The sequence below is a fragment of the Zooshikella ganghwensis genome (assembly GCF_018263875.1).
Classification (GTDB): domain Bacteria; phylum Pseudomonadota; class Gammaproteobacteria; order Pseudomonadales; family Zooshikellaceae; genus Zooshikella; species Zooshikella ganghwensis.
This window is the reverse complement of the sequence record NZ_JAEVHG010000010.1, coordinates 105,435-127,562: the sequence shown is the minus strand read 5'-3', so window position 1 is coordinate 127,562 and position 22,128 is coordinate 105,435. Positions and strand designations below refer to the sequence as shown.

The following is a 22,128-nucleotide window of genomic DNA, read 5'->3' as shown; positions in this document are numbered from 1 at the left end:
GGTACATGTGCTGAGTGGCTAGCAGGCCGTTTACCAAATCCAGTGGAGGACTTAGAACAATGGTCAGCCTAGTAAAACACGTAGATTATTGAGCTGTTATGTTTTATGGAGTCTTATGCTTAAGTCCTTTTTGGTATTATTGATAGAGATTTATCAAAAGTACATTTCTCCTTATAAGGGATACAGATGTGCGCATGGGGTATTTTATAAGGGGGATTCATGTTCTTGTGCGGTAAAAAAAGTTATCCAACGACGTGGTTTAATTAGAGGCTACAGCGATATAGGGAATCAATTTGCACGGTGTTCCTACGCATATGAAAGACTGGAGGAAGAAAAAGATAAAAAAAGAAGAAAAAAGGACAATTGGATGGCAGATTGTCTGGAGTTACCATGCAGCGTTATTTATTGTATGCCTTCACCTAAAAAGTGGTGCAAGGGTTCTGATGTAGATGGTTGTGATTTACCTTGTTATTGTTTGTAAGGTGTTTAACATAACAAAAGGGTCAAACTGACGCCTAGCGGCGCAGTTCTCCTAAGTGTTAGTTGCTATTAGGTCAAGCTATGTATTCTTGTCCAAACTGTAATGAAGAAACATTTTCCATTTTGGATAAGTTTAAATCGTACAGCTTAAAACCGGCTAAGTGTGTCAAATGTGGAGAACTGGTAAGCCCCAAGGGTTGGAACTCTGCACTACCTGTTTGGTGTACTTGTGGTTTTGTTTGTGGCGCATATATTAAAATCATGGGCTTCAATTATTTTAGCTTTAATCGTTATCGTTTTAGCATCATGTATTTCCTTTCATAGGGAGCCGATGGCTAAGGTAAATATTGAAAAAGCAAAAAATCAATATTGGTTGGCATTTTACATTCTCTTAATTATTTTAGTTTGGCTTATGTATGATGGTTTTCTTAGATAATACAGTAACTAACAAAGCTATCAACAGGACATTACTTTCGTCACTTAGTTTTTGTGCTTGAATAGTAAATAAATCCAATCAACTACAATTCGTCAGCTATAACGGCGTTAAGTGAATATGGAAGGTATGGATATAAAGAAAAAAAACCTAGCACCATTGATTAGCGCGTTTTTATTTTACGCAGCTAGTATTTATTGCTTTATGTGGGCAGCATCCTCTTTTAGCTTGTCGTTCACAGTTTGTAATGGCGAAAGCAGTATTTTTCATGAAATCCCTCGTTGCCGATGGCCTTCAATAGCAGGTATCGGTTTTTGGGGTTTTGGTATCCTGGGTTTTGCGTTGTTATCCGTATGCATATATCGCATGGTAAAAAAGAATGGCGAAAATACTTAACAAGGCAACGCACATTTCGTGCCTAAAGGTACTCCATTCAGACAACCCAAGCTTTGCTTGGTGGCTGCGACATTACGTTTCTTGAGAAATTATGGATAAGAAAAGAGTCATTGAAAAACTAAGGCGTGGTGCAAAGTCTTTGGAGCCAAAGAAGCTAAATGTGCTTTCAACTCCAATAGACTTTCGTATAGGCTATATTTCAGAGAAAGAAGGTTTAGTTCCAACCTTCGTTAGGTTTCAACGTACTCCAGTATTTGTGTCGCCGGAAATTTACTTGAATATAGAGCATATTCATCATGCTGAAGTAGCGGCAAAACCGCACCCTAGTCAAGTGGATCGTGTGGCAGTACGTTTTACGCAGCAAGGTATAGAACGAATAAATGCGCTGGTGGGTTGTCCAGATTTACCTACACTAGTAATTTATATAAACAATGTTTCGGTAGCTAGTATTTCTATAACATCAAAATTACCTGCGGCTCCCGTTGAATTTAATATATTTGAATCTGATGAAGAGGCTGAGTATTTTGTTAGCCTAGCAAATTCAGTAAAAGCATAACAAGACGATGCGGTTGAATATAGGCATTATGTCTAGTCAAGGAATCGAGTAATGTACGAATCATTTGATGATTACAAAGGGTATATGGAGGAAAACAAAGATAAGTTTCCTAGCCATGTATTTGAATTTGCCACTGATGTTTACCGTCATCACTTAGATAGTCCACATTCCTTACATGATTCATGGATGACTTCAGTAATAGTCAGGGAAAATAGGAATCCAGAGCGCCCATTTGATCCGGAGCCTACAATTGAAATTGAATTGCTTGGTCAGAAGCATGATCGGTCAATTAACCTAAGTTATTCCGGTATCGAAAGATACACTATCGAAGGGCTAAAGAATCCTTACAATTGGGGTGACACCTATCAAGGTGACATTAGTTGCCATGAGGTGAGGTTAAGTGCAGAAGGTTTTCTCATCCACGAAATACTGTTCGTGTCTGAGTCAAAAATTACTATTATTTGCAAAGACTTTCAGTGCTCTGAGAGGTTGCACACCTAACAAGTAAAGGCATGCGATGCTTCGGACCGATGCACGTTATACATCTTAAAGCACTTGGAGCCTCCATGGTTGTTAAAATATGTTTAGTGAAGTCGAACAGTTTGTTTTAGGTAACAATCAAGCTCATAATTTGGTTGACTACTAAAGAACGTCTGCGGCACTCCTTACCAAAGCGCTATGAAGTAACATGTTCTGGAAGAAGAAAGATACATATAAGCTCATTCCGGTTCTTCCGACCAGTTATCGCAATATATTTATTAGGGCAATAGAGATTTCGACTGATCCAATAGTGTTGATAAATAATAAAATTATTAATGATTATTCTGAGGCTGGAATGTTGACACGTAGACACATACTAGAGTGCCATTCAATTGAAGTAAGAGATGGAGTGGTTGGAGTTGTTGGGTTTCATGATCACCCAAAAGAAATGTGGATAAATGAAAACTATCGAGAGTTTGCATGTTATTGCGAAGGCATGCATTGGCTCACCATTCAGGGACCAGCTTCTTAAACAGGGGGTAGGGGCGCCGCAGAAAAAACGTGCGACTGGGACGTTATGTTTGAAAAGTTATGAAAAAATTAGTTTTTCTCTTCATATTTTTATTTGGTGTGTGTTCTATATCACCACTATTCCTCTATTGGTATGGCTTGTCATATATTAATGAGGAGTTTGAGCCATCTAATATTCGACTATCTCCAGAGTTAGAGCAGAAGATATGGGGTAAGGAAAGAGAGGTCGGAAAGCCAAGAGTAAAACCAGTAACGCCCTACGGTTATATCGCATTTATATATTGTAATGTGAATGCTGATCTTAACTCCCCTGAGTGTTTGAAAAAATATCCTGGGCTGAGAACTAGCGCTTTAGCTATAAAGTCACAGGTAGCTCAGCAAGTGAGAGGTGAAGGCAATATTGTATGGCATTTGTCATGGATATCCTCTTCAATTTGGGTTACTCGCAATTGGGATATTCATCAAATATTGGCAACTTATAATAAATCAAGTACATAACAGGTTGTTCAAGCTGATGCTTGGCAGCGAAACCCAACGCAATGATTATGTGTCACTATGAATTTGGATCGAATAGAGAAATACGAAGATATTATTGAGCTCGATGACAGTGCAGGAAGTAAGTTAGTCGATCTGGCAGAAGTTGGAGATAGTGATGCCCTATATGTATTGGGCATTGCATATTACGACGGAGACCTTCCTCCAAGAAGAACTGATGAGGGAGTAAAGCTCTTAAAAAAGGCTAGTGACTTAGGGCATATTAAAGCGAGGCATGATTTAGCTTGTTTTCACTATTATGGTTTTAATTTGCCAGTCGAATTTCAAAGCTATGAGAAAGCTGTTGAACTATTTGAACTTAACATCAACGAAAACTATGTTCCTTCGTTAGTATTTTTGAGTTCAATGTATCAAAAGGGTGAAGGTGTAGAAGTAGATATAAAAAAGGCTGCAAAGCTTCTAAAATTGGCTATGGACAATGGCTATGTGCCAGAAAGCACGTTACAAGGTCATTAATAATTTCCCACTCTGTGGGTTTGGATTTGCAACAAGCTGCTGGCCTTTAATGTCGGTGATAGGTATACGGAAGAGTAATTTTGCTTAAGTTCTCCAATATTTTGGCTTGGTTAGTCGGTGGGCTGTTTCTATTATCGTTGTGTTTTCGTGCCTTCGTATATCCGCATATGTATATAGCTCCTGGGGATCCTTACGGCATATCTGATGTTATTGAACTGTTTCTGGGATTACTGTTTATAACGTTAATAGCAGTTGCTGGATTGACTTCTCTATTTCTCCTTGTCAGAGGGCGAGTGGGTGAACGTAAGTCAGGAGTTTTTTTGATTGCATTTTGTGTTGCTCTGCTGGTGGCTATGGGGCCTGCTCGTGAACTGGCTTTATCAGTGTGGTAGCGTTGCAAGCAAAACAATCAAACACTTGCCCCTTAATTTGGCGCTATACGAAAAAAGGAAGAATGTGGAATATAATGATGACTATGGAACCTGTGAAGAAACTTACGTTACTTTATTAGTGTATCCGGGTGAAATTCCTTTTAGTGAGATTTCTTTTATTTTAGGTCTGACACCAACAAGAACATCTAAAAAGCAGGATTTTCCTAGAAAAAGAGTTAATGGTTGGTTCTACTCAACGCAGAAAATTATTCAGTCTAGAGATTGTAGACGTCATATTGATTTTATTTTGGATCAGATCATCGAGCGCAAAGATGCTGTTCGTTATCTTAAACAAAAAGGTGTGAAAATTGAGATGACTTGTTGTTGGCATTCAGCTTCAGGGCATGGCGGTCCAACAATCTCTCCTTATCAAATGAAAAAGCTGGTAGAATTGGATATTGAAATATGGTGGGATATTTATTTTTCTGATGAAGATTAATTGTATAACAAATAGTAGCAAAGAATATTTTTCTGTGTGTTTCTTGTGTTTAATAGTACAAATTTTTTAATTCATAAAAATATCTTTGTTCTAGGTGTTATACTTATATGGTGAGCACATGGTAATATTTTACATAACTGGTGTACTTATATTAGTTGCAATCTACATATTCATTGATCACTGTAGGATGAAAAAGATATCCCATGAGCGTGGTGAACCAAATATTTGTGAATATGCTAGGTCTTTCGATTTTAGAAATGTAGACACAAAAATAATACGAGAAGTTTGGAGTGAGATTCAACTTTCGTTAGGAAATTATAATGGTAGACCTTTTCCAGTTAAGGCTGATGATACATTCGATAGCATTTATAAAATGGATCCTGATGATCTAGATGATATCTATTGGTCTGTAGCTGATCGCTTAGGTATCGATACAGAAAACCCTGAAGGGAATCCTTATTTTAATCAGATTAGGTCTGTTAGAGATCTAGTGATGTTCCTTAATCATCAACCACGAATAAAAAAATATAACAAGGTACTTTAGCGTAACTAAGTGCTAAGTACTTCGCCCATTAGTTGAGTGTTAAGCATAAATTATGGAACAAAGAGTAGCAAGGTGGATTACTCACATTGTAGGTGGCTCGTACATAGTAGCTGCAATGCTGATCGCATTGATCTGGTTTATTGTTTCAATAGCTAAAGGCGACTTTGATATTTTGCTTAGCACCACTACCCTTAAAGTGATTTTCTGGGGCTTACTCTATATCTTTTCAATATACTTGGTGTATTCGCTTAAAGGTAAAAATATAAAGCGTCGCTTAGCAAGTTGGTCATTTTCAGTCTTATTTCATGTGAGTCTATTGTTATACGTCGCAATAGTCTTCGATGCAGGTGTTGCAGTATTTATAATCGGTATTCCAGAAACAATTATTATTTTTCTAAGTTCTATCGGCTTGGCATCATGCATATGGTCACATTACCAGCATCATAATGGCAGAGCCATTAGCAACGGATGATAATATCACTAACAAGATACTTTCATACTGGCATGGTATCGCTGCACTAATAAAGAACACCACTACGTACATATGAATATAGCGCTAAAAACAATTATTACTGCCATTTTTGTTTCAGTTTTATGCTTTGCTATTTCAAGCACAGTGAATAAAGCATGGCTTACCGTTTGGTTTTTGCTGTTTTTCTTTATTGGAATACCTTTTAGTTTTCTTGTGCTAAAAGATTTATTGGTTGTGTTTGCACCAAGGTGGATTGGCCCTTCACAGCTTCTTTTGCATATTTGTGCGTTATTTGGTGCTCTGGTAGGTTATGGACTTGGTGCCATGGCGGTCAGTACTGAACATCAGATGGCTCATTTGCACCAACTTATGGTGGTAGTCTTTCCGCTAATGGTTTATGCCACTCCGTTACTAATGACTTTAAATGGGATTCCATTATCACGAGTTAAAAGGTTTTATTTTAAATCCCACGGAAATGAGTAAAGTACCAAACAAAAGGTTGCAGTATGTTCCAGCCTGAGGCTTCCAGCAGACCTAGTCAAGCTTCCCTTATCTATACCCTTCACGAATGATTTCTAGGTTTTGTTATCTTCATTCCTCAACCCAATCACCTATTAATATAGGCTCATGGGGCTTCGTCACTCGATGGCCGCACCTAAAAACCATTCGTACTGGGTATAGGTCGCTGAGCCCAGGGAAAATTTAAGCAGATTTCCATGATTTTTTAGCTTTGGCTTAAGGTTCTAGTGTTTAAAATGATACAAGCTCATACCTAGTCATTTGCTTGTTTAGAGTTATTTTTCGTTTATACTCCATTTGGTTTTTATTCCTATGGGAGTATTATTTGTGTCATTAAAAGGTAAAGCTAAAGAAGTATTAAAAATTATAGAGGAAGGAGGGTATTACTCGGTTGATGAGAGTTGGGTTGATATACGTCAGTATATAGAATATTCAACAGCTAACTCAAAAACCTATACACCTAATCAGTTTGATGAGCTAACTGCAGAAAACAATATAAGCGGAAATAAACCAGAAATTGAAGTAACTGATGAAACGACTCAAATAGCCGCTGGACGTCTTTTTGCTGAAAATCAAGATGGCTTAGTGCTTCTCAATTTTGCATCAGCCCGAAACCCTGGTGGTGGTTTTATAAATGGCGCTAAAGCACAAGAAGAAGACTTAACACGTTGTTCAACACTTTACAACTGTTTGTTGTCTCAAACAGCGTATTATGAAGCGAATAGAAATCAGCAGTCAATGCTTTATACTGATCATGTTATCTATAGCCCTAAAGTTCCATGGTTTAGAACAAGAAGTAGAGATGAGCCAAACCAATTATTTTTCGCCTCTGTTATTACTGCTCCAGCACCAAATGCAAATCAAGCCATTAAGCGTGGAGAAAGAGTTGATGCTATAGAGCATGCCTTAAATCGAAGGTGTGGACAAGTGCTTGGGGTTGCTAGAGATAATGGTTGTAAAAATCTAGTTCTTGGTGCATGGGGGTGTGGAGTTTTCGGAAATGATCCAACTATGGTAGCTAAGTCATTTAAGTATTGGTTGAATACACCAGCTTTCTCATCAGCATTTAATAAGGTTGTATTTGCAGTTTATGATAGGTCAAAGACAAAGAGTATTATTGGTGCCTTCAAAGAAGTACTTGGTTAAATCTGCTATTTCGATTAACTTTTATGAAAGCTATGACATGGTTTAATTAGTATGAGCTACCTGCATCTGTTTCTAAAAATAGTTGGTCTAGTACTAATCATTTGCACTGGATATACAATATACGCATGGTCTGCATCCGCAGATGAAATTGAAAAAATCTGTAAAAGACTTAATAGCTCTCATACACTAGAAAAAATAAAGAAAGAAATTTTTGATAGCCAGTTTACTTCGATATCAGGCCCATTTGAAGATAGTAATCAAAAATATTTTTTGATTTATAGTACATATAGCTTTGGACGTTATACCTGTTCATTACAACTTCGTGAGGGTAGTGTAAATAAAGAATAGTTTGATCATTTTTAGAGACTACGCATATGCAGTACTTAATGATTATATCTTTTTTTTTATTATTTAATTTGAGGAATTAAGAATGGGCAAAACTATAGCAATCGCTATCTTATGTATTTTATCAACAAATACTTTAGCGTTAAGGTTTTCAGGCAACCCAACTGATGTTGAGGTAGATGGAGACAGAGTGTTTTTTAAAGTTAACGGTGGAATGCCACATGTTAATACAAGCTGTACCTCGAAGTTTAGGTATGAGTTTATTGGCGATAAAAATATGGGACTATCCGTATTGTTGGCAGCTCAAATATCGGGTAAAACTTTGGAATATAATTTAGTCGAAAATAAGTGCTATGCTAATTATTCTGGAATTAGTGCTGTAAAAGTTAAATAAAACATGGCTCTATATGCTCCCCCCCCTAGGAATCCATATAGAGCATTAAATAATATAACGATCGGTTTTTATTTTTTGAGCCAGTTGGTCAAAGCTTAACTGTAAATTGGCTATATAGTCAGTAGCATTGGGTGCTGATGGTACTGGCTGACCAATTACAATATCCGAAAAAAATGGAACAATGACCTTTTCACCTTTAGGTAGTGTCTTGCCAAGTCCGTAGATAAAGATAGGAGTAACTGTACACTCTGCATGAGCTTGACTTAAATAAAAAATACCTTTCTTTAATGGTTGTCGCTGCTCAGGTTCACCTCGGGTTCCTTCGGGAAATAAAATCAGTATTTGGTTGTCAGCTAAGGCTTGATGGCAAGGCTGTAAGAGGTCTTCTTTGTTTGTCAGCGTGTTTCGTTCTATGGGAACAAGATCTAATATATTTTTCGAAAACCAGGAAAGGAAACGATTTCTAAAAAAATAATCTGCTGCGGCAACTGGTCTTACCATAGATAATGTTTTGAGTGGATATAGGCTCATTAATACAACTGCATCAAGATGACTGTTATGATTAGCTACAACAATAGCTGGTCCAAAGCAAGGTAAGAGCTCCCTGTTATAAATACGTAAACCAATTAAAATAGTAATGATTGGCTTTATTAGCAACGCAAAAAAGAGCAATTTAAGCCATTTCGTTTTTTTAGGTTTAGTAGTGCAAGTAGTAGACATAGTGAAAAAATAATGGTGTGGTATAAATTAGGCTATCAACTCGATCAAGGATGCCGCCATGTCCAGGAATGAGGGCACCACTGTCTTTGATATTTAAGTCGCGTTTAACTGCAGAGATAGAAACATCGCCAATAAAGCCAAATGTTGCAATCATTAATCCTGCGCCTATGCTTTCCCATACAGTAAGAGGGGTTAAAAAGGGCGCTAACAAATAGGCTAACAATGTAGTAATGATTAAACCACCAATAAACCCCTCTGTTGTTTTTTTAGGACTTACTGTTGAAAGTACAGGATGTTTACCCAATAACTTTCCCCAAGTAAATTGCATTACGTCGTTAAACTGAGCAAGTAGTACTAAAAATAAAATAAATCCATAGTTGCTTGCATGTTCGTTAACATGTTCAGGGAGCTTTAAAAAATACGCCATGTGACTTAAACAGAAAACGGTGAATAAAAGCAACCAGTTTATTGTACTTGCAGCTGTCATAAACCCTTTGGTATTACCTATTAATACCATACGCATAGGTAAAAAAAGTGCCATATAAAGCGGAATAAATATAATAAACATGCCATACCAGCCAATATAGATCCAGTAAAACTGAAGAGGAATGGCAATATAGGCCCAAAAAATGGGGCGATGATCTGTACGGCGGGTTGGAATCAATGATACAAACTCTTTAAAGGCAAAAAAGCTAAGGAAACCTATAGCTGTTATGGTAAAACCTTCAGGAACTAAAAATGCCCCGAAAATGATGGTCACCATTACCCACCACGCATTAATTCGTTTGGTTAGCTCCTGGTAATCATGGGCTGCTAAGCGGTGCTTTAAACGGTAGATGAGTAGTGATCCAAGGCACAGTAGGCTGTATATCCCTCCAAAAGTGATAAAAATGATATTGGGTATACCAAATAGCGGGTGGTTCATAAAGTTCCCTTAAAAAGTATATTTTGAGAAGTATACAGTATATCGTTCTATAGCAAGATGAAGGGACGTCTTTGTCAGTGGTGAAATAAGTATACAGTGTTGTGAGTATACAACGAATTGAGTTCAAGAGAGTAATGTGAAGAGTAAAACAGATACTTTGCATATTCGTGTAAAAATAAGTTTGATTTTTCAAATTTATTGCAGAAGGAAAACTATGCTGTGAGTTTTCTCCCATTATGAACAGTTTTGTCGTGTAATACTCCTGATCAAACGTTGTTCCCTGTGTGATGGGAATAGCCAATGAAGGAGTATTATGGGATGAGTCATAATGGGTATGGAGAGAGTCAAACTTTCCCCAAAACGTCAGCAGCTTACAGCACAAATATAAAGCAAACTGAAGTAAGCAATGCCAAACAAGTATTTGGTGTTTTATCGATTTCCTCTACATTAGCGATGCGTCATCTAGATAATCATGACGCTTTTATGAACGGCGCTAGAGTGCTTGATATTAAAGCGGTCGCCAAACTGATTAAAAGGATGACATACCGTGTGCAATTAGGTGATCAACACGCGGATAAAAAAATAAAACAATGGGATAAGTTAATACAAGAGCAGCATCAGCACATGGAGCAGGCGATAACTCAAATTAAAATTGATTTATCAGGGCATTTACCCCAATGTACAACGGCTATAAATAATAAAGTTCAATACAATATCCATTGGAATGACCCACTTGTTTGGAATTTATTGAGAATGGTTATGTTGTTAGATCATGGCTGTATGTTAGTGAATGAAGCAAGTAGAAGGCAGTTGATTGACTCACGACAGCAGAAAAAATGGTACTCTGAGTTGGGGAAACCGTTAAGAAAGGCAATGCGAACTATCGCTGAAACAGCTATGCAAAATAAGAGTAAGTCCTTGGGGATTTTAGCACAGGTTGGAGGTACCCCCTTAGTTGATACTGCTTTGCCAACACATACGGTTAGCAAGGCTTCTGAAGTGCAATATTCTTAGTGTGATTATGTATTTGACGATGCATTAAAGGGTTCAGTAAATGTAAAGTGAGCTAGTCTAATAAGTAAAAGATACCGCTTGATAGACACTGAAACCTCTAATGGACATATTGAATCAAAAAGTCACACTATTGAGTAAAATACCATTAACGCCTCGAGTGTTATGGCTACGCTTTCAACTATCTGAACCACTTTTATTTCAAGCAGGCCAGTTCATCAAGCTTGAGTGGGATATTAACGGACAACATGTTGCCAGAAACTATAGTATAGCTTCACCTCCCTACCAGGGGATGACTTCATTTAGTCTTGTTGCAACCTTACTGGCTAATGGTGTTGCATCAACTCAATTTCAGTTTGCTCAGCCAGGTTGGCAAACTTCATTAAAAGGGCCTTATGGTCGTTTATTGTTACCCAAAGCAGTTGAGTGTCCATCACAGCTTATTTTAGTGGCTACAGGTACTGGAATAGCACCATTTTATGCTATGTTGCCTGATTTAGAAGAATATCTGAAATGTGGCTGTCACGTAGATTTGTTTTTTGGAGTTAGAAATAGCGAAGAATTATTTTTCTTTTATCCTTTTAAAGTGCTTGCTGAGCAATATAGTCACTTTAATTTTACGGTATGCTTCAGTCGACAACAGACGACAGAATCAGCATGTTTGCATTCAGGATATGTACAGCAGTACTTGGTTAATATTGATGTTCATCCTAATGCGTTAGTTATGCTGTGCGGTCATCCTGACATGGTGGATGGTTGCTTTACACTTTTTACGAAAGATAAAGGTTTAAAAGCTTCTCAAATAAAACGTGAAAAATACATTCTTAATCATTAGTTTTCATTCGGCAGATGATTTTTTGTCCAACTTCTAGGGTCAAGTTGGTAGTAACTTTGTAGAACTTGAAATAATGCAGGATTATGCGTGGCTAGCTGATGAGGGTGAGTAAAAAATGTTTCAGTGGCAACGGCAAAAAACTCTGCGGGATTTGTAGCACCATATTGATTAATCACGTGGGGGATACCTACTATCACTTCATGTCGTAATCGAGCCAGCTCTTCAGCCATCAAATGACTCCAGTGTTGAAAGCTGTGTTTGGGTCCTAAAATAGGGATACCATCGGTATAGCCATCTTCTGCATCCAGCTGATGGGCGAACTCATGAAAGGTCACATTTTGCCCTCGTTGTGGGCAACGGCTATCGTTGATAACATCATCCCAGGACAGAATAATGCGCCCATTATGCCAAGACTCTCCCAAACGATGAGAAGGAGCATTAGAAATAATACCTTCGTTAGAATACTGAGCATTTGGGACAGTGAATGCACCAGGATAAACCAGTATTGATTGTAACTTGCTGTACCATGCTCTGGGTTGATTAAGAATGAGCAGGCAAGCCTGTGCAGCAATCGTCACACGAATTTCTTCTGTTAAGGTGAGTCCTTGGCAGCCATAAAATTTTTTTTCTAACAAAAAGAGTTGGATTAATTTTTGTAGTCGAATCTTAAGTGAATGGGGTAATAGATTATAAATCGCAAAATTTTTATTTAAAATCTGATGCCAAGATTGTGGGAATGCTGTTTTAAGAACACGCTTACGTCGGAGTTGGGGAGCTATAAACACTTTGAATACGACAAAGCTTAGCAAGATAATACAAACTATTGCATAAATGATGAGGGTCACATCAGGCACTAATATACTCCTATGTGTGAGTTAGAGGCACTCTGCACCCATTACTGTGGATATGCACTTTCTGGTGTGAGGCTAGTTAATGTAATATGAAGGCTATCGGGAATTATTCAAGTATTCCTCTTCACTTTGGGAACATTTATTCAAAACGAAGGAATTTTATACCTACAGCCTACACAGTGGGTAAAGGTAACCGCAGCGTAATAAAAAGTTTGCTATTCTTTATTATGAGTTTTTTAAGAATAATTAAAATAATATGTTGTTATAATGAAATATTTTTTTCGTAATAAAGTTGTCGTTATTACAGGTGCTTGTGCAGGGATTGGACGACAGTTGTGTCTTCGTTTTGCTCGAGCAGGAGCCTGGATTGTCGCAATTGATCTTGACCAGTCTCAACTGGATGCGCTGGTAAATCATATTGAAGCACTTAATACCCGTGCAATGGGGCTTGCCTGTGATGTAAGTCGAGAAGCGGATGTTGATCATGCTTTTAATTTGATTCTTGATCAATTTAAAAAAATTGATGTTTTGATTAATAATGCGGGCATTACTCACCGGAGTGCGTTTATTGATACTGATATTGCTGTATTTCGACGTGTGCTGGATGTTAACTTTTTTGGTGCACTGTATTGCACGAAAGTAGCCCTACCTGCATTATTGGATAACAAAGGACTGGTGATTACATTAAGCAGTATGTCTGGCTTTACGCCTATGTGGTTTCGCTCTGGCTATAGCGCTAGCAAACATGCATTACATGGTTTATTTGAAAGCCTAAGGCTGGAAGTAGAAGAGAGTGGCGTCAGTATTATGATGGTGTGTCCAGGCTTTACCGCGACGGATATCCATAAAAATGCACTTGAAGGCGATGGTTCAATTACCAAGTCGCCTTTCTCATTAGTGGGACAGTTAGCATCACCTGTTGATGTAGCTGATGAGATTTACCAGGCAGCAACCAAGCGTAAACGGTTAGTGGTGTTATCCAATGTCGGGCGGCGCGCAAGAATGCTTTCTTATTTATGTCCACATTTATTTGAGCGCTTAATGTTAAAGGTTAAGAGAGAGCAACAAGGGAGGTCATAAACTTTCTTAAAGTCATCTCTAAAAATGCATTTTTTCGTGATAGCCGTGTCAGCACTGTACTCATAACACGGCTAGCATCTACAAATACTTAAGGAAATACTTAAGGCTGCTATCGCTAAACACGCAGTAGCTGTTTATCCCTCATTTATTCTTTATAGGCTGCGGTCCTTCGTGTAGCGCTTCCTTACTTTTACAAAAAATTACTATTTTTAGAGTTACCCTTGAAAGCTAAGAATGGTATACAAGAGTAGTATAACTTTTCTATACCCAATAAGAATGGTTTTTAGGTGCGGCCATCGAGTGACGAAGCCCCATGAGCCTATATTACCCATGAGCCTATATTAATAGGTGATTGAGGTGAGGAGTGAAGATAACAAAACCTAGAAATCATTCGTGAAGGGTATATACGTTTATATAGTGCAATCATAAGGTATAAGATGCTAAGGAATTTAAGTTTTATTGGTGTATTAATGAGTATATGTGTTGGTTGTGGCGCTAAACAGCCTGCAAATTATATTACTTGTCCAGAGTTGAGGCCTGAGGCTTGTACGCGTATATACCAACCAGTATGTGCAGAAAGAGATACCGGTGTTCGTTGTGTTACAACACCTTGTGATGAAGCTGTTGAGTGGGTTCAAAAGTCAAATAGCTGTGAAGCCTGTGCAGATGAAAAGGTCTATGGATATTATTCAGGGGAATGTGCTCAACCTCAAACTAATACCGTAAATTGATGTGTGAAGTGGGGATTTACTATTGTTTAGTGTAATCTCCCTTAAGTAACATATTATAAAGCTCATCATAGGTACCGTCTTTTCTCATTGAAGCTAAACCTTGATTAAACTGTTTTAAAAGTTCAAGTGAGTCGCTTCTAACTTTTGGAAAGAGAAGGTGGCCTGTTCTCGTTGCTAGTGGAATGGGGTTATGGGTTATTTGCTGAACTTGTATACTATCAAACTCTTGGTTGAGTAAACTTTTACCTGCGACTAAATCCATTATAAAAATATCAGTCCTTTTTTTAAGTAGCATTCTAAAATTTAATGTATCTGAATTGCTGGGAACGATATTAAGTTTTTTGGATGCATGAGCATCCCAAAAATCTTTGGTATAGGTATAACCTCTTGTGGCCCCTATTATAAAACCAACCAGGTCATCAAGAGTATCCCACTCTGGAAAATGTATGGATTTTAGGTGGAAGAAAACAATTTTTTCACTGTATAAAGCATCGCTATAGTAGAAATATTTAGCACGTTCTTCAGAGTAATACCAAAACGCTGTTGCATGATGTTTTCCACTCTTGGCCTCTTTATAGTTTCTGGCCCAAATATGATAAATGTAGTTAACCTGATAGCCTTGACGCCTAAACACTTCGCTGATGAGGTGATGAATGAAGCCACCGTGTTTGTATTTGGACGATGACCATGGGGGATACTCACCTGTGGTAATAGATATAAGCTTTTCTTGGGCAAAAGTCGGGGCTGATAAAAATAAATGAGCAACAATTAAAAATGAAAGAACTACTTTTTTCATTACGCTAAATTTCTAGTTACACAATATTGCTCATGATGTTTTATTTATGCTTTACGTTAACTGCTCAATATTCGATTCCAATTTACTGTAAGAGCAGAAGGTATAACAAGGGCTTATGAATTGTGTCTTTGAACTGCCTTAGGCGTTATTTTCTTCGATTGCTGATGACATCCTTAAAAACGTGTTGCTATGAGTATAAACTGAGTTGGCCATATATCCATTATAATAGCGGTGGCATGGACCACTCGCTTAGCCGTGACAGTCTGCGCTCCTAAAGCACTTTAATAGTAGATATACTGAAACTTGAGCAGAGAACCAAGCGTAGTAAGCTGTACAATAAATATTGATGATTTTCGTAGTAAATAAGAGGAACACTGCGAGTGACCCCTGAGCGTTATAAGCGATATAAGGCAACCTTGGACCGTCGACAGCCAGATTTGACGGTGATTACTGATAGAGTGCATAAACCCCATAATTTGGCTGCGATCGTAAGAACCTGTGATGCTGTAGGCATCGGCGAGTTTCATTACACTGTTCCTCGAGCGGGGTATAGAAGCTTACCTGGAACAGCGATGGGTAGTCAGCAGTGGGTCACACGACGATCTTATGATACTGTGCAGGAAGGCGTTGACCAGTTGAAGTCTGCAGGTTTTAAGATATTTGCAGCGCACTTTTCGGCCCGTGCAGTGAACTTTCGCGCTGTTGATTACACACAACCTTGTGCAATATTACTTGGAGCAGAAAAGCAGGGGGTCAGTGCACCTGCGGCAGAAGTTGCAGATGAGCATATTATTATTCCCATGCAAGGTATGGTTGCTTCATATAATGTATCTGTTGCTGCCGCTATCATATTAAATGAAGCTCAACGACAACGTGAAAACAAAGGTCTTTATAACCAGGTCAGGCTTAAACAAGCAGATTATCATCGGTTGCTTTTTAGGTGGTGTCACCCTTTAGTTGCTGAGTTTTGTGATAAGCACCAACTGCCTTATCCGCCCTTGGATCACGAAGGCATCATTGTTGAGCAGCAAAAGTGGTATAGTCAGGTTAAAGCGAGTTTTAAAATTTAGGTACTGACTAAACTTAAGTTGTTATAAAGCATTTTTACCCTTCACGAATCATTTTTAGGGTTTTTTGTCGGCGTTCTTGAACACTAAGGATGGTGTGAATGTAATTTATGCAGGAGTATTTAACTGCCGCCCCTAAAAACCCTTCGTTATGGGTATGGTTATGAGTTTGATATTTGAGGTAATCTATGGCTGATGTATTAAATAACCTGTTAGCACTTTTGCAGCTGGAAAAGATTGAAGAAAATCTGTTCCGAGGCCAAAGTCAGGATTTGGGGTTTCCCCAGGTTTTTGGCGGCCAAGTGATGGGGCAAGCGCTTTCTGCGGCAAAACAAACAGTTGATGAAAGTCGTAGTGTGCACTCATTTCATAGCTACTTTTTACGGCCAGGCGATGTTTCTAAGCCGATTGTTTATGATGTGCATAGTATTCGTGATGGTAAAAGCTTTACTACACGGCGTGTTGCGGCTATTCAGAATGGAAAACCCATTCTTTACATGTCAGCCTCATTCCAGCGCAAAGAGGATGGATTTGATCATCAAGATAATATGCCAGAGGTTCCTGGTCCTGAAGGGTTAATGTCCGAGTTGGAGATGGCGCGCAAATTTAAGCACTTAATACCTGAATCTTTACGAGAAAAGTTAACTTGTGATAAGCCTATTGAAATACGACCAGTTAATCCGGTTAATCCTCTTGCACCAGAAAAGCGAGATCCTGTTAATTATGTGTGGTTCAAGGCAACAGGTAAAATGCCAGATGATCTTCGCGTGCATAAATATTTATTAGCTTATGCATCAGATTTTTATTTTTTAATTACGGCGCTGTTGCCGCATAAGGTTTCTCTTTGGCAGAAAAATCTACAAGTTGCAACAATAGATCATGCAATGTGGTTTCATCGAGACTTCCGTATGGATGACTGGTTGCTCTATGCTGTTGATAGTCCATCAGCATCTGGGGCTAGAGGGTTAGTACGTGGACAGTTTTTTAACCGACAGGGACAACTGGTCGCATCAACTATGCAAGAAGGTTTAATTAGGCTACACGAAAAATAATATGTTGTTGCTGAGTGCAACAGGGTTGTTGCACTCACTGGGTTTTTACGCTTCGGTTGACTTGTCCTGAACAGGCTGACGATGAAACCGTTTTGGGTTAATGGCCATGACCAGGCCTCCGCAGACAATTAGAGCGGCCCCAATGATAATAAAGGCATCTGGTATATCCCCCCATATGAGATACCCAAGAATAACCCCCCAGACGACAACTGAATATTGAAAGGCACCGACCATAGGGGCTGGAATATATTTTAGTGCAGCAAAAATAGGCATTTGGGCGAGGCCATTCAAAAAGCCACATAGTGCAAAAATAAGCCAGTCTTTAGCTGACGGAGGAGTATATCCGTAGTAAAGCATCAGTATGCCAGAGATAATTAAGGGTACTTGGCAGCCATAAAAGAGTGTGGTGCTTTGCTGTTCAGTTTTGCTCATAATTCTTAGCATAATGGTATTGAGCGCAAAGCAAAGTGCAGTACCAAGAGCCCCCAGCATGCCGATATTAAAATTACCCATGCCTGGGCGAAGGACAACGAGCACGCCACAAAAACCAATCATAATCGCCATGATCTGTCGTTTATTTAGCTTATCACCTAATATTACTGGGGCTAAAAGTGCCAGCATGATAGGACCTGTCAGAATCAAAGCAAAGCTATCAGCCAATGGCATCATACTAAAGGCGAGCAATGCGCAAAGTCTTAGCCCAAGTAGTACAAGTCCTCGTGTTAACTGCAGGGTAGGGCGTTGTGTTTTGAACAGGCTGTTACTGCCCTTGCGTTGACGTAAGAGAATAAAGCCTATGGGTAACAAGCTGAATAAGAAAGTCAAAAAGCTAATTTGGGCAAAGTGATAGCTGGATGTTAACCATTTTGAGCTGGCATCCATCAAACTGAATAATAAAAAGCCAAGCGCAGCAAGTGAAATGCCATATAACTCCGAAGAACGCTGGGCAAGTGTCATAGTGTTTCCTATAAATGGATGGTTAAAAGTAGGTCAATAACCAACGGCTCAACTCGAGTGAAGAGAGATATTGAGCCAGTATTCTACAATAAGTTTGTATATAACGCACAGCGTGTTTTTTATGAATAAGGTGGCAAGAATGATATTGAAGGCTGACGACTTAGTGAGTTAGCAAACGTTTAGCTTTTTTATAAAGGATGACTTATTTTAAATCCTCTAAGAAAAGTACTTGACAGGTATTTGAATAGGATTATAAGTTAGAACCATCTATATCCAAAGTGAAGGGTATTTTTTTTAAGTAAAACCTTATTTAATTTCCAGAGGATTACTAAGCAAGGAACGCCACACGTCCTAAACTAATAATAAAGCAAGCGAGTAACGAGGTTAGTGGCATGTTCTATAAATGGTTAAAATGGTGTGTACTATGCATACTAGCTGGACTTGGCAGTATCTCTACGGCTGATATTGACCCTAACTATAAAATTATTTTACTGACAGAAAACTTCCCTCCCTATAATATGAGCGTTAATGATAAAAACTTCGCTCGTGATAATAACATTGATGGTATTTCAGCTGATATAGTCAGGGAAATGTTTAAACGAGCGGGAATACGATACTCGCTGACATTGCGCTTTCCCTGGGATCGGATTTTTAATTTGACGCGAGAAAAAAGTAACTATGGACTGTTTTCAACCGTTCGCAATGCTGACCGAGAGAAAATGTTTAAGTGGGTTGGTCCTATCGCCCAATTTGACTCAGTTTTTCTTGCTAAGGATTCAAGTTCGATAGTCATTACCACACTGGAAGATGCGAAAAAGTACCGTGTTGGTGGTTATGAAGGTGATGCGACAGCAAATTTTTTACAAAAGAGAGGTTTTGAACTGATTTTATCGTTAAAAGATAACCAAAATGCTAAAAAGTTAGATCAAGGCAAAATTGACTTGTGGGCTACAGGAGACCCATCAGGACGTTACCTAGCACAACAAGAAGGTATTCGAAACTTGAAGAAAGTTTATACCTTTAATACTTCAGATCTATATTTAGCGCTCAATCCAGAAGTACCTGATGAAGTGACTAAAAAGCTACAAAGTGCTTTAGAAGAAATGCGAAAAGAAGGGTTTATTGAAGAAACAATCAATAGTTATTTATAATTTTACATAGTAAGCACTGCGGTCAATCTATTTAGTTTTTGATGCTTAAACGGTTGATTTATTGTGAAATAAATACTCAAAATGGTTTGTGCTGCTAATCTAAAATTGACTATTTATTACTCTTGTCATCATACTTATTTATATATTAAGAATGAGCTATTTTTAGTGAATACTAAATATTCTTTAATGGAATCACTAAAAACAGTGATTTTTTTAAGAGCAAGGAAGCGCTGTGTGGAGGACCTCAGTATATAAGGAATACATGAGAGTCTGAGTACAGTACTGACACAGCTATCTCGAAAAAACTGCCTTTTTTAGAGGTCCCTTAAGTATGATGTGTTATGTGGTAGGGAATAATACTACCTGTTTTAATAAGGTAACTTTGAATGAGCCGCAATAATTGGCTATTTGCCAGCATACTTATGCTACTAAGTGGTATTTCACTTAACTTGTCTGCTTTTGAGTTAAAACTACTTACCGAAAACAGTCCTCCCTTTAATATGAGTGCAAGTGGAGGAAATTTTGCACGGGGCGATCAGGTTACAGGTATTGCTACTAAAGTTGTTCGTGAAGTTTGTAATAAAGCAAGTATATCCTGTGAGATTACCTTACGTTTCCCCTGGAGCCGTATTTATGAGCAAACACTAGAGCGTTCTGATTATGGTATTTTCTCTATGGCCAGGACTCCTGAACGTGCAAGCTTATTTCAGTGGGTTGGGCCCATTGTAAAAAACAAGTGGGTTTTTTTGGCTAAAGCAGATAGCAGTATTACTATCAATAAGCTTGATGATGCAAAGAACTATATTGTCGGTGCTTACAAAGGAGATGCAAAAGAGAAGTTTTTAACTGATCGTGGATTCAACTTGCAAACATCATTGAAGGATGATCGTCTTGCCAAAAAGCTGGAAGAAGGCAAGATAGATTTATGGGCAGTGAGTTCATTGTCTGGCCAGATGTTAGCAAAAGAGCTTGGAATCACAGTTAAACAGGTTTTTGTATTTGGGGAAATTGATTTATTTATTGGACTCAATAAGGAAATCCCGGCAGATGTAGTTGGTAAAATGCAAAAAGCAGTGGATGAATTAAATAAATCGGGACGTATTCAAGAAATTCAGAATAGTTATTTTAGATAGAGCTTCTGACAAATGTGCAGGATTTAGGATGCTGTTTATGCATAATGATATGGATATCATGCAGTAGAACAATGCCGGAGCAATTGCCGAGGATTATTTAGCTCGCTATCCCAGCTACTTATTAATATAACCGCTAAGTAGGTATTTTTAGAGGTGCCCCTATGAGAATACTGTTTGTGATCCTGTTATGGGGGGCACAAAGTCTATGGGCAAGCAAACTGGTTGACGTTGCAGTTGTGGGGCCAAGGAGTGGACCTGTTACTGAGTATGGAGATATGCAGTTTACTGGCGCCCGTTATGCAGCCGATGATATTAATCATTCTGCTAAACAAACTATCCAACTTAATTTAATTGCATTTGATGATGCCTGTGATCCTCAGCAGGCAATTGAGGTAGCAAAGAAAATTGTTCAAAGCAATATTCATTATGTAATTGGTCATCTTTGCTCAAGCGCAACACAAGTCGCTGCTCCAATTTATGAAGCAAATAGCGTATTGATGATAACCCCTGCTTCAACAAGTCCTACGATTACACAGCAAGGCTATCGTCTGGTATTTCGTACTATTGGACTTGATTCAATACAAGGCTCATTAGCTGCAGAATATATTCAGCATCATAAGCCCAAGAGCCTGGCCATTATTCATGATCAACAACAGTATGGAAAGGGGGTGGCGGAGGCGGTCGAAACGACACTCATGCAGAGTAGTTTTCCCATTAAATTGATGTTGGAGATCGATGTTGGCCGGATGAATTTTAAACAGGAAGTTGAAATGCTGAAAGCGCAAGGGATTGACTTTATCTATTACGGTGGCTATTACCCTGAATTAGCGCACTTGCTTCGTCAGAGTAAGCGCCAGGGGCTTTCTATTCAGGCTATGGGACCTGAAGCAATTGCCAGTCAGGATATCATGCCACTGTCCGCTAAGGCTGCAGATGGTTTACTTGTAACATTGCCTCCTGCATTTTCAACTTGGCCCGAAGCTAAGCAGATAGTTGAACGTTTACAGCAAAAAAAGTTGGATGAGGGGAGTCCTTTTATCTACACGAGTTATGCGGCTATTCAGGTGTTAGCACAGGCAATATCTGTATCTGAATCCTCATTCCCCGTTGATATTGCCACTACTTTACGACAGAAGTCGTTTGATACACTGATAGGACCATTATCATTTAATGATGCAGGAGATTTGAACCACTTTAAGTTTGAGGTTTTCAGAATGGATGCTGATGGAAAAATGAGCAAAGTGTTTCCACCATAGTGCATACCCAGGTTACACGTCAAATGTAATAGTTTGAGTAGCAATAAATAACTGCAATAGGGTGAGGGAAAAGAAGGTCAGCACTGATCTTGACTCAAACTACCTATTACCTGACTCACTGAAAGATCTGCACTGACAAGAGGATCAAACAAGCATGCCAATTAGCCGCATGGGACGTTTTCTATTCTATATTCTTTTCTGCTTTGATCTATCCGCAAAACTACGCAAATTAACTCAGTAGTTTTTCTTAAGTAAAAATACTTATCTGTTGGTTTGTTGGACAATTTAGACTGTAAACTATAGTTGCAGATTATATTCCTCATGTTATAACTTTGCGAATACTTTGATGCAATTTTAATTGCATAAGGCACACTTTATACCCAAAG

General features: G+C 38.5%; 29 protein-coding genes. 24 read left to right on the top strand and 5 right to left on the bottom strand.

The annotated features are described in order from the left end of the window. Positions 1-115: 115 nt before the first annotated feature. From yidD to KHS79_RS14865, 15 genes are all read left to right on the top strand, one after another. On the top strand, positions 116-481 hold the full coding sequence (gene yidD, locus KHS79_RS26375) for a membrane protein insertion efficiency factor YidD (protein ID WP_212720029.1): 366 nt from the start codon (positions 116-118) through the stop codon (positions 479-481). Between the two features lie 552 nt (positions 482-1,033). Then, a complete protein-coding gene (locus KHS79_RS14930; protein WP_212720028.1) occupies positions 1,034-1,309 on the top strand; it encodes a hypothetical protein in 276 nt (91 codons plus the stop codon). A 91-nt stretch (positions 1,310-1,400) separates the two neighbouring features. Then, complete coding sequence (locus KHS79_RS14925) at positions 1,401-1,865, top strand: hypothetical protein (RefSeq protein ID WP_212720026.1); 465 nt, start codon at positions 1,401-1,403, stop codon at positions 1,863-1,865. Positions 1,866-1,916: 51 nt separating this feature from the next. Then, entirely contained in the window at positions 1,917-2,366 is a 450-nt protein-coding gene (locus KHS79_RS14920; protein ID WP_212720025.1) for a hypothetical protein, read from the top strand. Between the two features lie 187 nt (positions 2,367-2,553). Beyond that, a complete protein-coding gene (locus KHS79_RS14915; protein ID WP_212720024.1) occupies positions 2,554-2,877 on the top strand; it encodes a hypothetical protein in 324 nt (107 codons plus the stop codon). Between the two features lie 59 nt (positions 2,878-2,936). Then, complete coding sequence (locus KHS79_RS14910) at positions 2,937-3,374, top strand: hypothetical protein (RefSeq protein WP_212720023.1); 438 nt, start codon at positions 2,937-2,939, stop codon at positions 3,372-3,374. Between the two features lie 57 nt (positions 3,375-3,431). Then, the gene (locus KHS79_RS14905) at positions 3,432-3,887 is read left to right on the top strand and encodes a tetratricopeptide repeat protein (RefSeq protein WP_212720022.1); all 456 of its coding nucleotides are present in this window, start codon (positions 3,432-3,434) and stop codon (positions 3,885-3,887) included. An 80-nt stretch (positions 3,888-3,967) separates the two neighbouring features. Continuing rightward, the gene (locus KHS79_RS14900; protein ID WP_212720021.1) at positions 3,968-4,279 is read left to right on the top strand and encodes a hypothetical protein; all 312 of its coding nucleotides are present in this window, start codon (positions 3,968-3,970) and stop codon (positions 4,277-4,279) included. Continuing rightward, positions 4,254-4,757 (top strand): DUF4279 domain-containing protein, encoded by a 504-nt coding sequence (locus KHS79_RS14895; RefSeq protein WP_212720020.1) that lies wholly within the window; start codon positions 4,254-4,256, stop codon positions 4,755-4,757. The genes KHS79_RS14900 and KHS79_RS14895 overlap by 26 nt, the downstream gene beginning before the upstream one ends. Positions 4,758-4,875: 118 nt before the next feature. Then, on the top strand, positions 4,876-5,301 hold the full coding sequence (locus tag KHS79_RS14890; RefSeq protein WP_212720018.1) for a hypothetical protein: 426 nt from the start codon (positions 4,876-4,878) through the stop codon (positions 5,299-5,301). 52 nt (positions 5,302-5,353) lie between these two features. Continuing rightward, positions 5,354-5,773, top strand: a complete 420-nt coding sequence (locus KHS79_RS14885; RefSeq protein ID WP_212720016.1) for a hypothetical protein — start codon at positions 5,354-5,356, stop codon at positions 5,771-5,773. Positions 5,774-5,917: 144 nt separating this feature from the next. Further along, positions 5,918-6,256, top strand: coding sequence for a hypothetical protein (locus KHS79_RS14880; protein ID WP_212720014.1), 339 nt, complete (start codon positions 5,918-5,920; stop codon positions 6,254-6,256). Between the two features lie 363 nt (positions 6,257-6,619). Then, entirely contained in the window at positions 6,620-7,438 is an 819-nt protein-coding gene (locus KHS79_RS14875; RefSeq protein WP_212720012.1) for a TIGR02452 family protein, read from the top strand. A gap of 51 nt (positions 7,439-7,489) precedes the next feature. Next, positions 7,490-7,786: a hypothetical protein gene (locus KHS79_RS14870; protein ID WP_212720010.1), complete on the top strand. Its 297-nt coding sequence runs from the start codon at positions 7,490-7,492 to the stop codon at positions 7,784-7,786. An 82-nt stretch (positions 7,787-7,868) separates the two neighbouring features. Then, complete coding sequence (locus KHS79_RS14865; RefSeq protein WP_212720008.1) at positions 7,869-8,177, top strand: hypothetical protein; 309 nt, start codon at positions 7,869-7,871, stop codon at positions 8,175-8,177. A 45-nt stretch (positions 8,178-8,222) separates the two neighbouring features. Here the strand turns inward: KHS79_RS14865 and KHS79_RS14860 are convergent, their stop codons facing one another. Beyond that, positions 8,223-8,897, bottom strand: a complete 675-nt coding sequence (locus KHS79_RS14860; RefSeq protein WP_212720006.1) for a lysophospholipid acyltransferase family protein — start codon at positions 8,895-8,897, stop codon at positions 8,223-8,225. After that, positions 8,875-9,822, bottom strand: a complete 948-nt coding sequence (locus KHS79_RS14855; RefSeq protein ID WP_051311741.1) for a phosphatidate cytidylyltransferase — start codon at positions 9,820-9,822, stop codon at positions 8,875-8,877. Before KHS79_RS14855 ends, KHS79_RS14860 begins: the two co-directional genes overlap by 23 nt. Positions 9,823-10,122: 300 nt before the next feature. Between KHS79_RS14855 and KHS79_RS14850 the strand changes: the two genes are divergently transcribed. Both KHS79_RS14850 and KHS79_RS14845 read left to right on the top strand, forming a co-directional pair. Further along, positions 10,123-10,836, top strand: coding sequence for an AcaB family transcriptional regulator (locus KHS79_RS14850; protein WP_212720004.1), 714 nt, complete (start codon positions 10,123-10,125; stop codon positions 10,834-10,836). Between the two features lie 100 nt (positions 10,837-10,936). Then, positions 10,937-11,668, top strand: a complete 732-nt coding sequence (locus KHS79_RS14845) for an FAD-binding oxidoreductase (RefSeq protein WP_212720002.1) — start codon at positions 10,937-10,939, stop codon at positions 11,666-11,668. On the opposite strand, the gene KHS79_RS14840 is transcribed toward KHS79_RS14845, so the two are convergent. Next, positions 11,665-12,522 (bottom strand): M90 family metallopeptidase, encoded by an 858-nt coding sequence (locus KHS79_RS14840; protein ID WP_051311742.1) that lies wholly within the window; start codon positions 12,520-12,522, stop codon positions 11,665-11,667. The two genes, KHS79_RS14845 and KHS79_RS14840, sit on opposite strands and share 4 nt — an antisense overlap. Positions 12,523-12,786: 264 nt before the next feature. Between KHS79_RS14840 and KHS79_RS14835 the strand changes: the two genes are divergently transcribed. Both KHS79_RS14835 and KHS79_RS14830 read left to right on the top strand, forming a co-directional pair. After that, positions 12,787-13,599: an SDR family oxidoreductase gene (locus KHS79_RS14835; RefSeq protein WP_212720000.1), complete on the top strand. Its 813-nt coding sequence runs from the start codon at positions 12,787-12,789 to the stop codon at positions 13,597-13,599. Between the two features lie 470 nt (positions 13,600-14,069). Further along, complete coding sequence (locus KHS79_RS14830; RefSeq protein WP_212719998.1) at positions 14,070-14,330, top strand: hypothetical protein; 261 nt, start codon at positions 14,070-14,072, stop codon at positions 14,328-14,330. Between the two features lie 19 nt (positions 14,331-14,349). Here the strand turns inward: KHS79_RS14830 and KHS79_RS14825 are convergent, their stop codons facing one another. Continuing rightward, entirely contained in the window at positions 14,350-15,126 is a 777-nt protein-coding gene (locus KHS79_RS14825) for a substrate-binding periplasmic protein (protein WP_212719997.1), read from the bottom strand. 380 nt (positions 15,127-15,506) lie between these two features. Here KHS79_RS14825 and trmH point away from each other — a divergent pair, with 380 nt between their 5' ends. Then, positions 15,507-16,196 (top strand): tRNA (guanosine(18)-2'-O)-methyltransferase TrmH, encoded by a 690-nt coding sequence (trmH, locus tag KHS79_RS14820; RefSeq protein WP_212719996.1) that lies wholly within the window; start codon positions 15,507-15,509, stop codon positions 16,194-16,196. A gap of 185 nt (positions 16,197-16,381) precedes the next feature. Further along, complete coding sequence (gene tesB / locus KHS79_RS14815; RefSeq protein ID WP_027708399.1) at positions 16,382-17,245, top strand: acyl-CoA thioesterase II; 864 nt, start codon at positions 16,382-16,384, stop codon at positions 17,243-17,245. A 45-nt stretch (positions 17,246-17,290) separates the two neighbouring features. Here the strand turns inward: tesB and KHS79_RS14810 are convergent, their stop codons facing one another. Further along, complete coding sequence (locus KHS79_RS14810; protein WP_027708400.1) at positions 17,291-18,202, bottom strand: DMT family transporter; 912 nt, start codon at positions 18,200-18,202, stop codon at positions 17,291-17,293. Between the two features lie 392 nt (positions 18,203-18,594). On the opposite strand from KHS79_RS14810, the gene KHS79_RS14805 reads away from it, so the two are divergent. From KHS79_RS14805 to KHS79_RS14795, 3 genes are all read left to right on the top strand, one after another. Beyond that, positions 18,595-19,353, top strand: a complete 759-nt coding sequence (locus KHS79_RS14805; RefSeq protein WP_212719995.1) for a substrate-binding periplasmic protein — start codon at positions 18,595-18,597, stop codon at positions 19,351-19,353. Between the two features lie 386 nt (positions 19,354-19,739). Then, a complete protein-coding gene (locus KHS79_RS14800) occupies positions 19,740-20,486 on the top strand; it encodes a substrate-binding periplasmic protein (protein WP_212719994.1) in 747 nt (248 codons plus the stop codon). A 161-nt stretch (positions 20,487-20,647) separates the two neighbouring features. Beyond that, a complete protein-coding gene (locus KHS79_RS14795) occupies positions 20,648-21,742 on the top strand; it encodes an ABC transporter substrate-binding protein (protein ID WP_212719993.1) in 1,095 nt (364 codons plus the stop codon). The last annotated feature ends 386 nt before the right edge of the window (positions 21,743-22,128 follow it).

Coding starts and splice junctions, on each gene's coding strand:
- yidD (WP_212720029.1), top strand. CDS start 116: ATGCTTAAGTCCTTTTTGGTATTATTGATAGAGATTTATCAAAAGTAC.
- KHS79_RS14930 (WP_212720028.1), top strand. CDS start 1,034: ATGGAAGGTATGGATATAAAGAAAAAAAACCTAGCACCATTGATTAGC.
- KHS79_RS14925 (WP_212720026.1), top strand. CDS start 1,401: ATGGATAAGAAAAGAGTCATTGAAAAACTAAGGCGTGGTGCAAAGTCT.
- KHS79_RS14920 (WP_212720025.1), top strand. CDS start 1,917: ATGTACGAATCATTTGATGATTACAAAGGGTATATGGAGGAAAACAAA.
- KHS79_RS14915 (WP_212720024.1), top strand. CDS start 2,554: ATGTTCTGGAAGAAGAAAGATACATATAAGCTCATTCCGGTTCTTCCG.
- KHS79_RS14910 (WP_212720023.1), top strand. CDS start 2,937: ATGAAAAAATTAGTTTTTCTCTTCATATTTTTATTTGGTGTGTGTTCT.
- KHS79_RS14905 (WP_212720022.1), top strand. CDS start 3,432: ATGAATTTGGATCGAATAGAGAAATACGAAGATATTATTGAGCTCGAT.
- KHS79_RS14890 (WP_212720018.1), top strand. CDS start 4,876: ATGGTAATATTTTACATAACTGGTGTACTTATATTAGTTGCAATCTAC.
- KHS79_RS14885 (WP_212720016.1), top strand. CDS start 5,354: ATGGAACAAAGAGTAGCAAGGTGGATTACTCACATTGTAGGTGGCTCG.
- KHS79_RS14870 (WP_212720010.1), top strand. CDS start 7,490: ATGAGCTACCTGCATCTGTTTCTAAAAATAGTTGGTCTAGTACTAATC.
- KHS79_RS14865 (WP_212720008.1), top strand. CDS start 7,869: ATGGGCAAAACTATAGCAATCGCTATCTTATGTATTTTATCAACAAAT.
- KHS79_RS14860 (WP_212720006.1), bottom strand. CDS start 8,897: ATGTCTACTACTTGCACTACTAAACCTAAAAAAACGAAATGGCTTAAA.
- KHS79_RS14855 (WP_051311741.1), bottom strand. CDS start 9,822: ATGAACCACCCGCTATTTGGTATACCCAATATCATTTTTATCACTTTT.
- KHS79_RS14850 (WP_212720004.1), top strand. CDS start 10,123: ATGAAGGAGTATTATGGGATGAGTCATAATGGGTATGGAGAGAGTCAA.
- KHS79_RS14845 (WP_212720002.1), top strand. CDS start 10,937: ATGGACATATTGAATCAAAAAGTCACACTATTGAGTAAAATACCATTA.
- KHS79_RS14835 (WP_212720000.1), top strand. CDS start 12,787: ATGAAATATTTTTTTCGTAATAAAGTTGTCGTTATTACAGGTGCTTGT.
- KHS79_RS14830 (WP_212719998.1), top strand. CDS start 14,070: ATGAGTATATGTGTTGGTTGTGGCGCTAAACAGCCTGCAAATTATATT.
- KHS79_RS14825 (WP_212719997.1), bottom strand. CDS start 15,126: ATGAAAAAAGTAGTTCTTTCATTTTTAATTGTTGCTCATTTATTTTTA.
- tesB (WP_027708399.1), top strand. CDS start 16,382: ATGGCTGATGTATTAAATAACCTGTTAGCACTTTTGCAGCTGGAAAAG.
- KHS79_RS14810 (WP_027708400.1), bottom strand. CDS start 18,202: ATGACACTTGCCCAGCGTTCTTCGGAGTTATATGGCATTTCACTTGCT.
- KHS79_RS14805 (WP_212719995.1), top strand. CDS start 18,595: ATGTTCTATAAATGGTTAAAATGGTGTGTACTATGCATACTAGCTGGA.
- KHS79_RS14800 (WP_212719994.1), top strand. CDS start 19,740: ATGAGCCGCAATAATTGGCTATTTGCCAGCATACTTATGCTACTAAGT.
- KHS79_RS14795 (WP_212719993.1), top strand. CDS start 20,648: ATGAGAATACTGTTTGTGATCCTGTTATGGGGGGCACAAAGTCTATGG.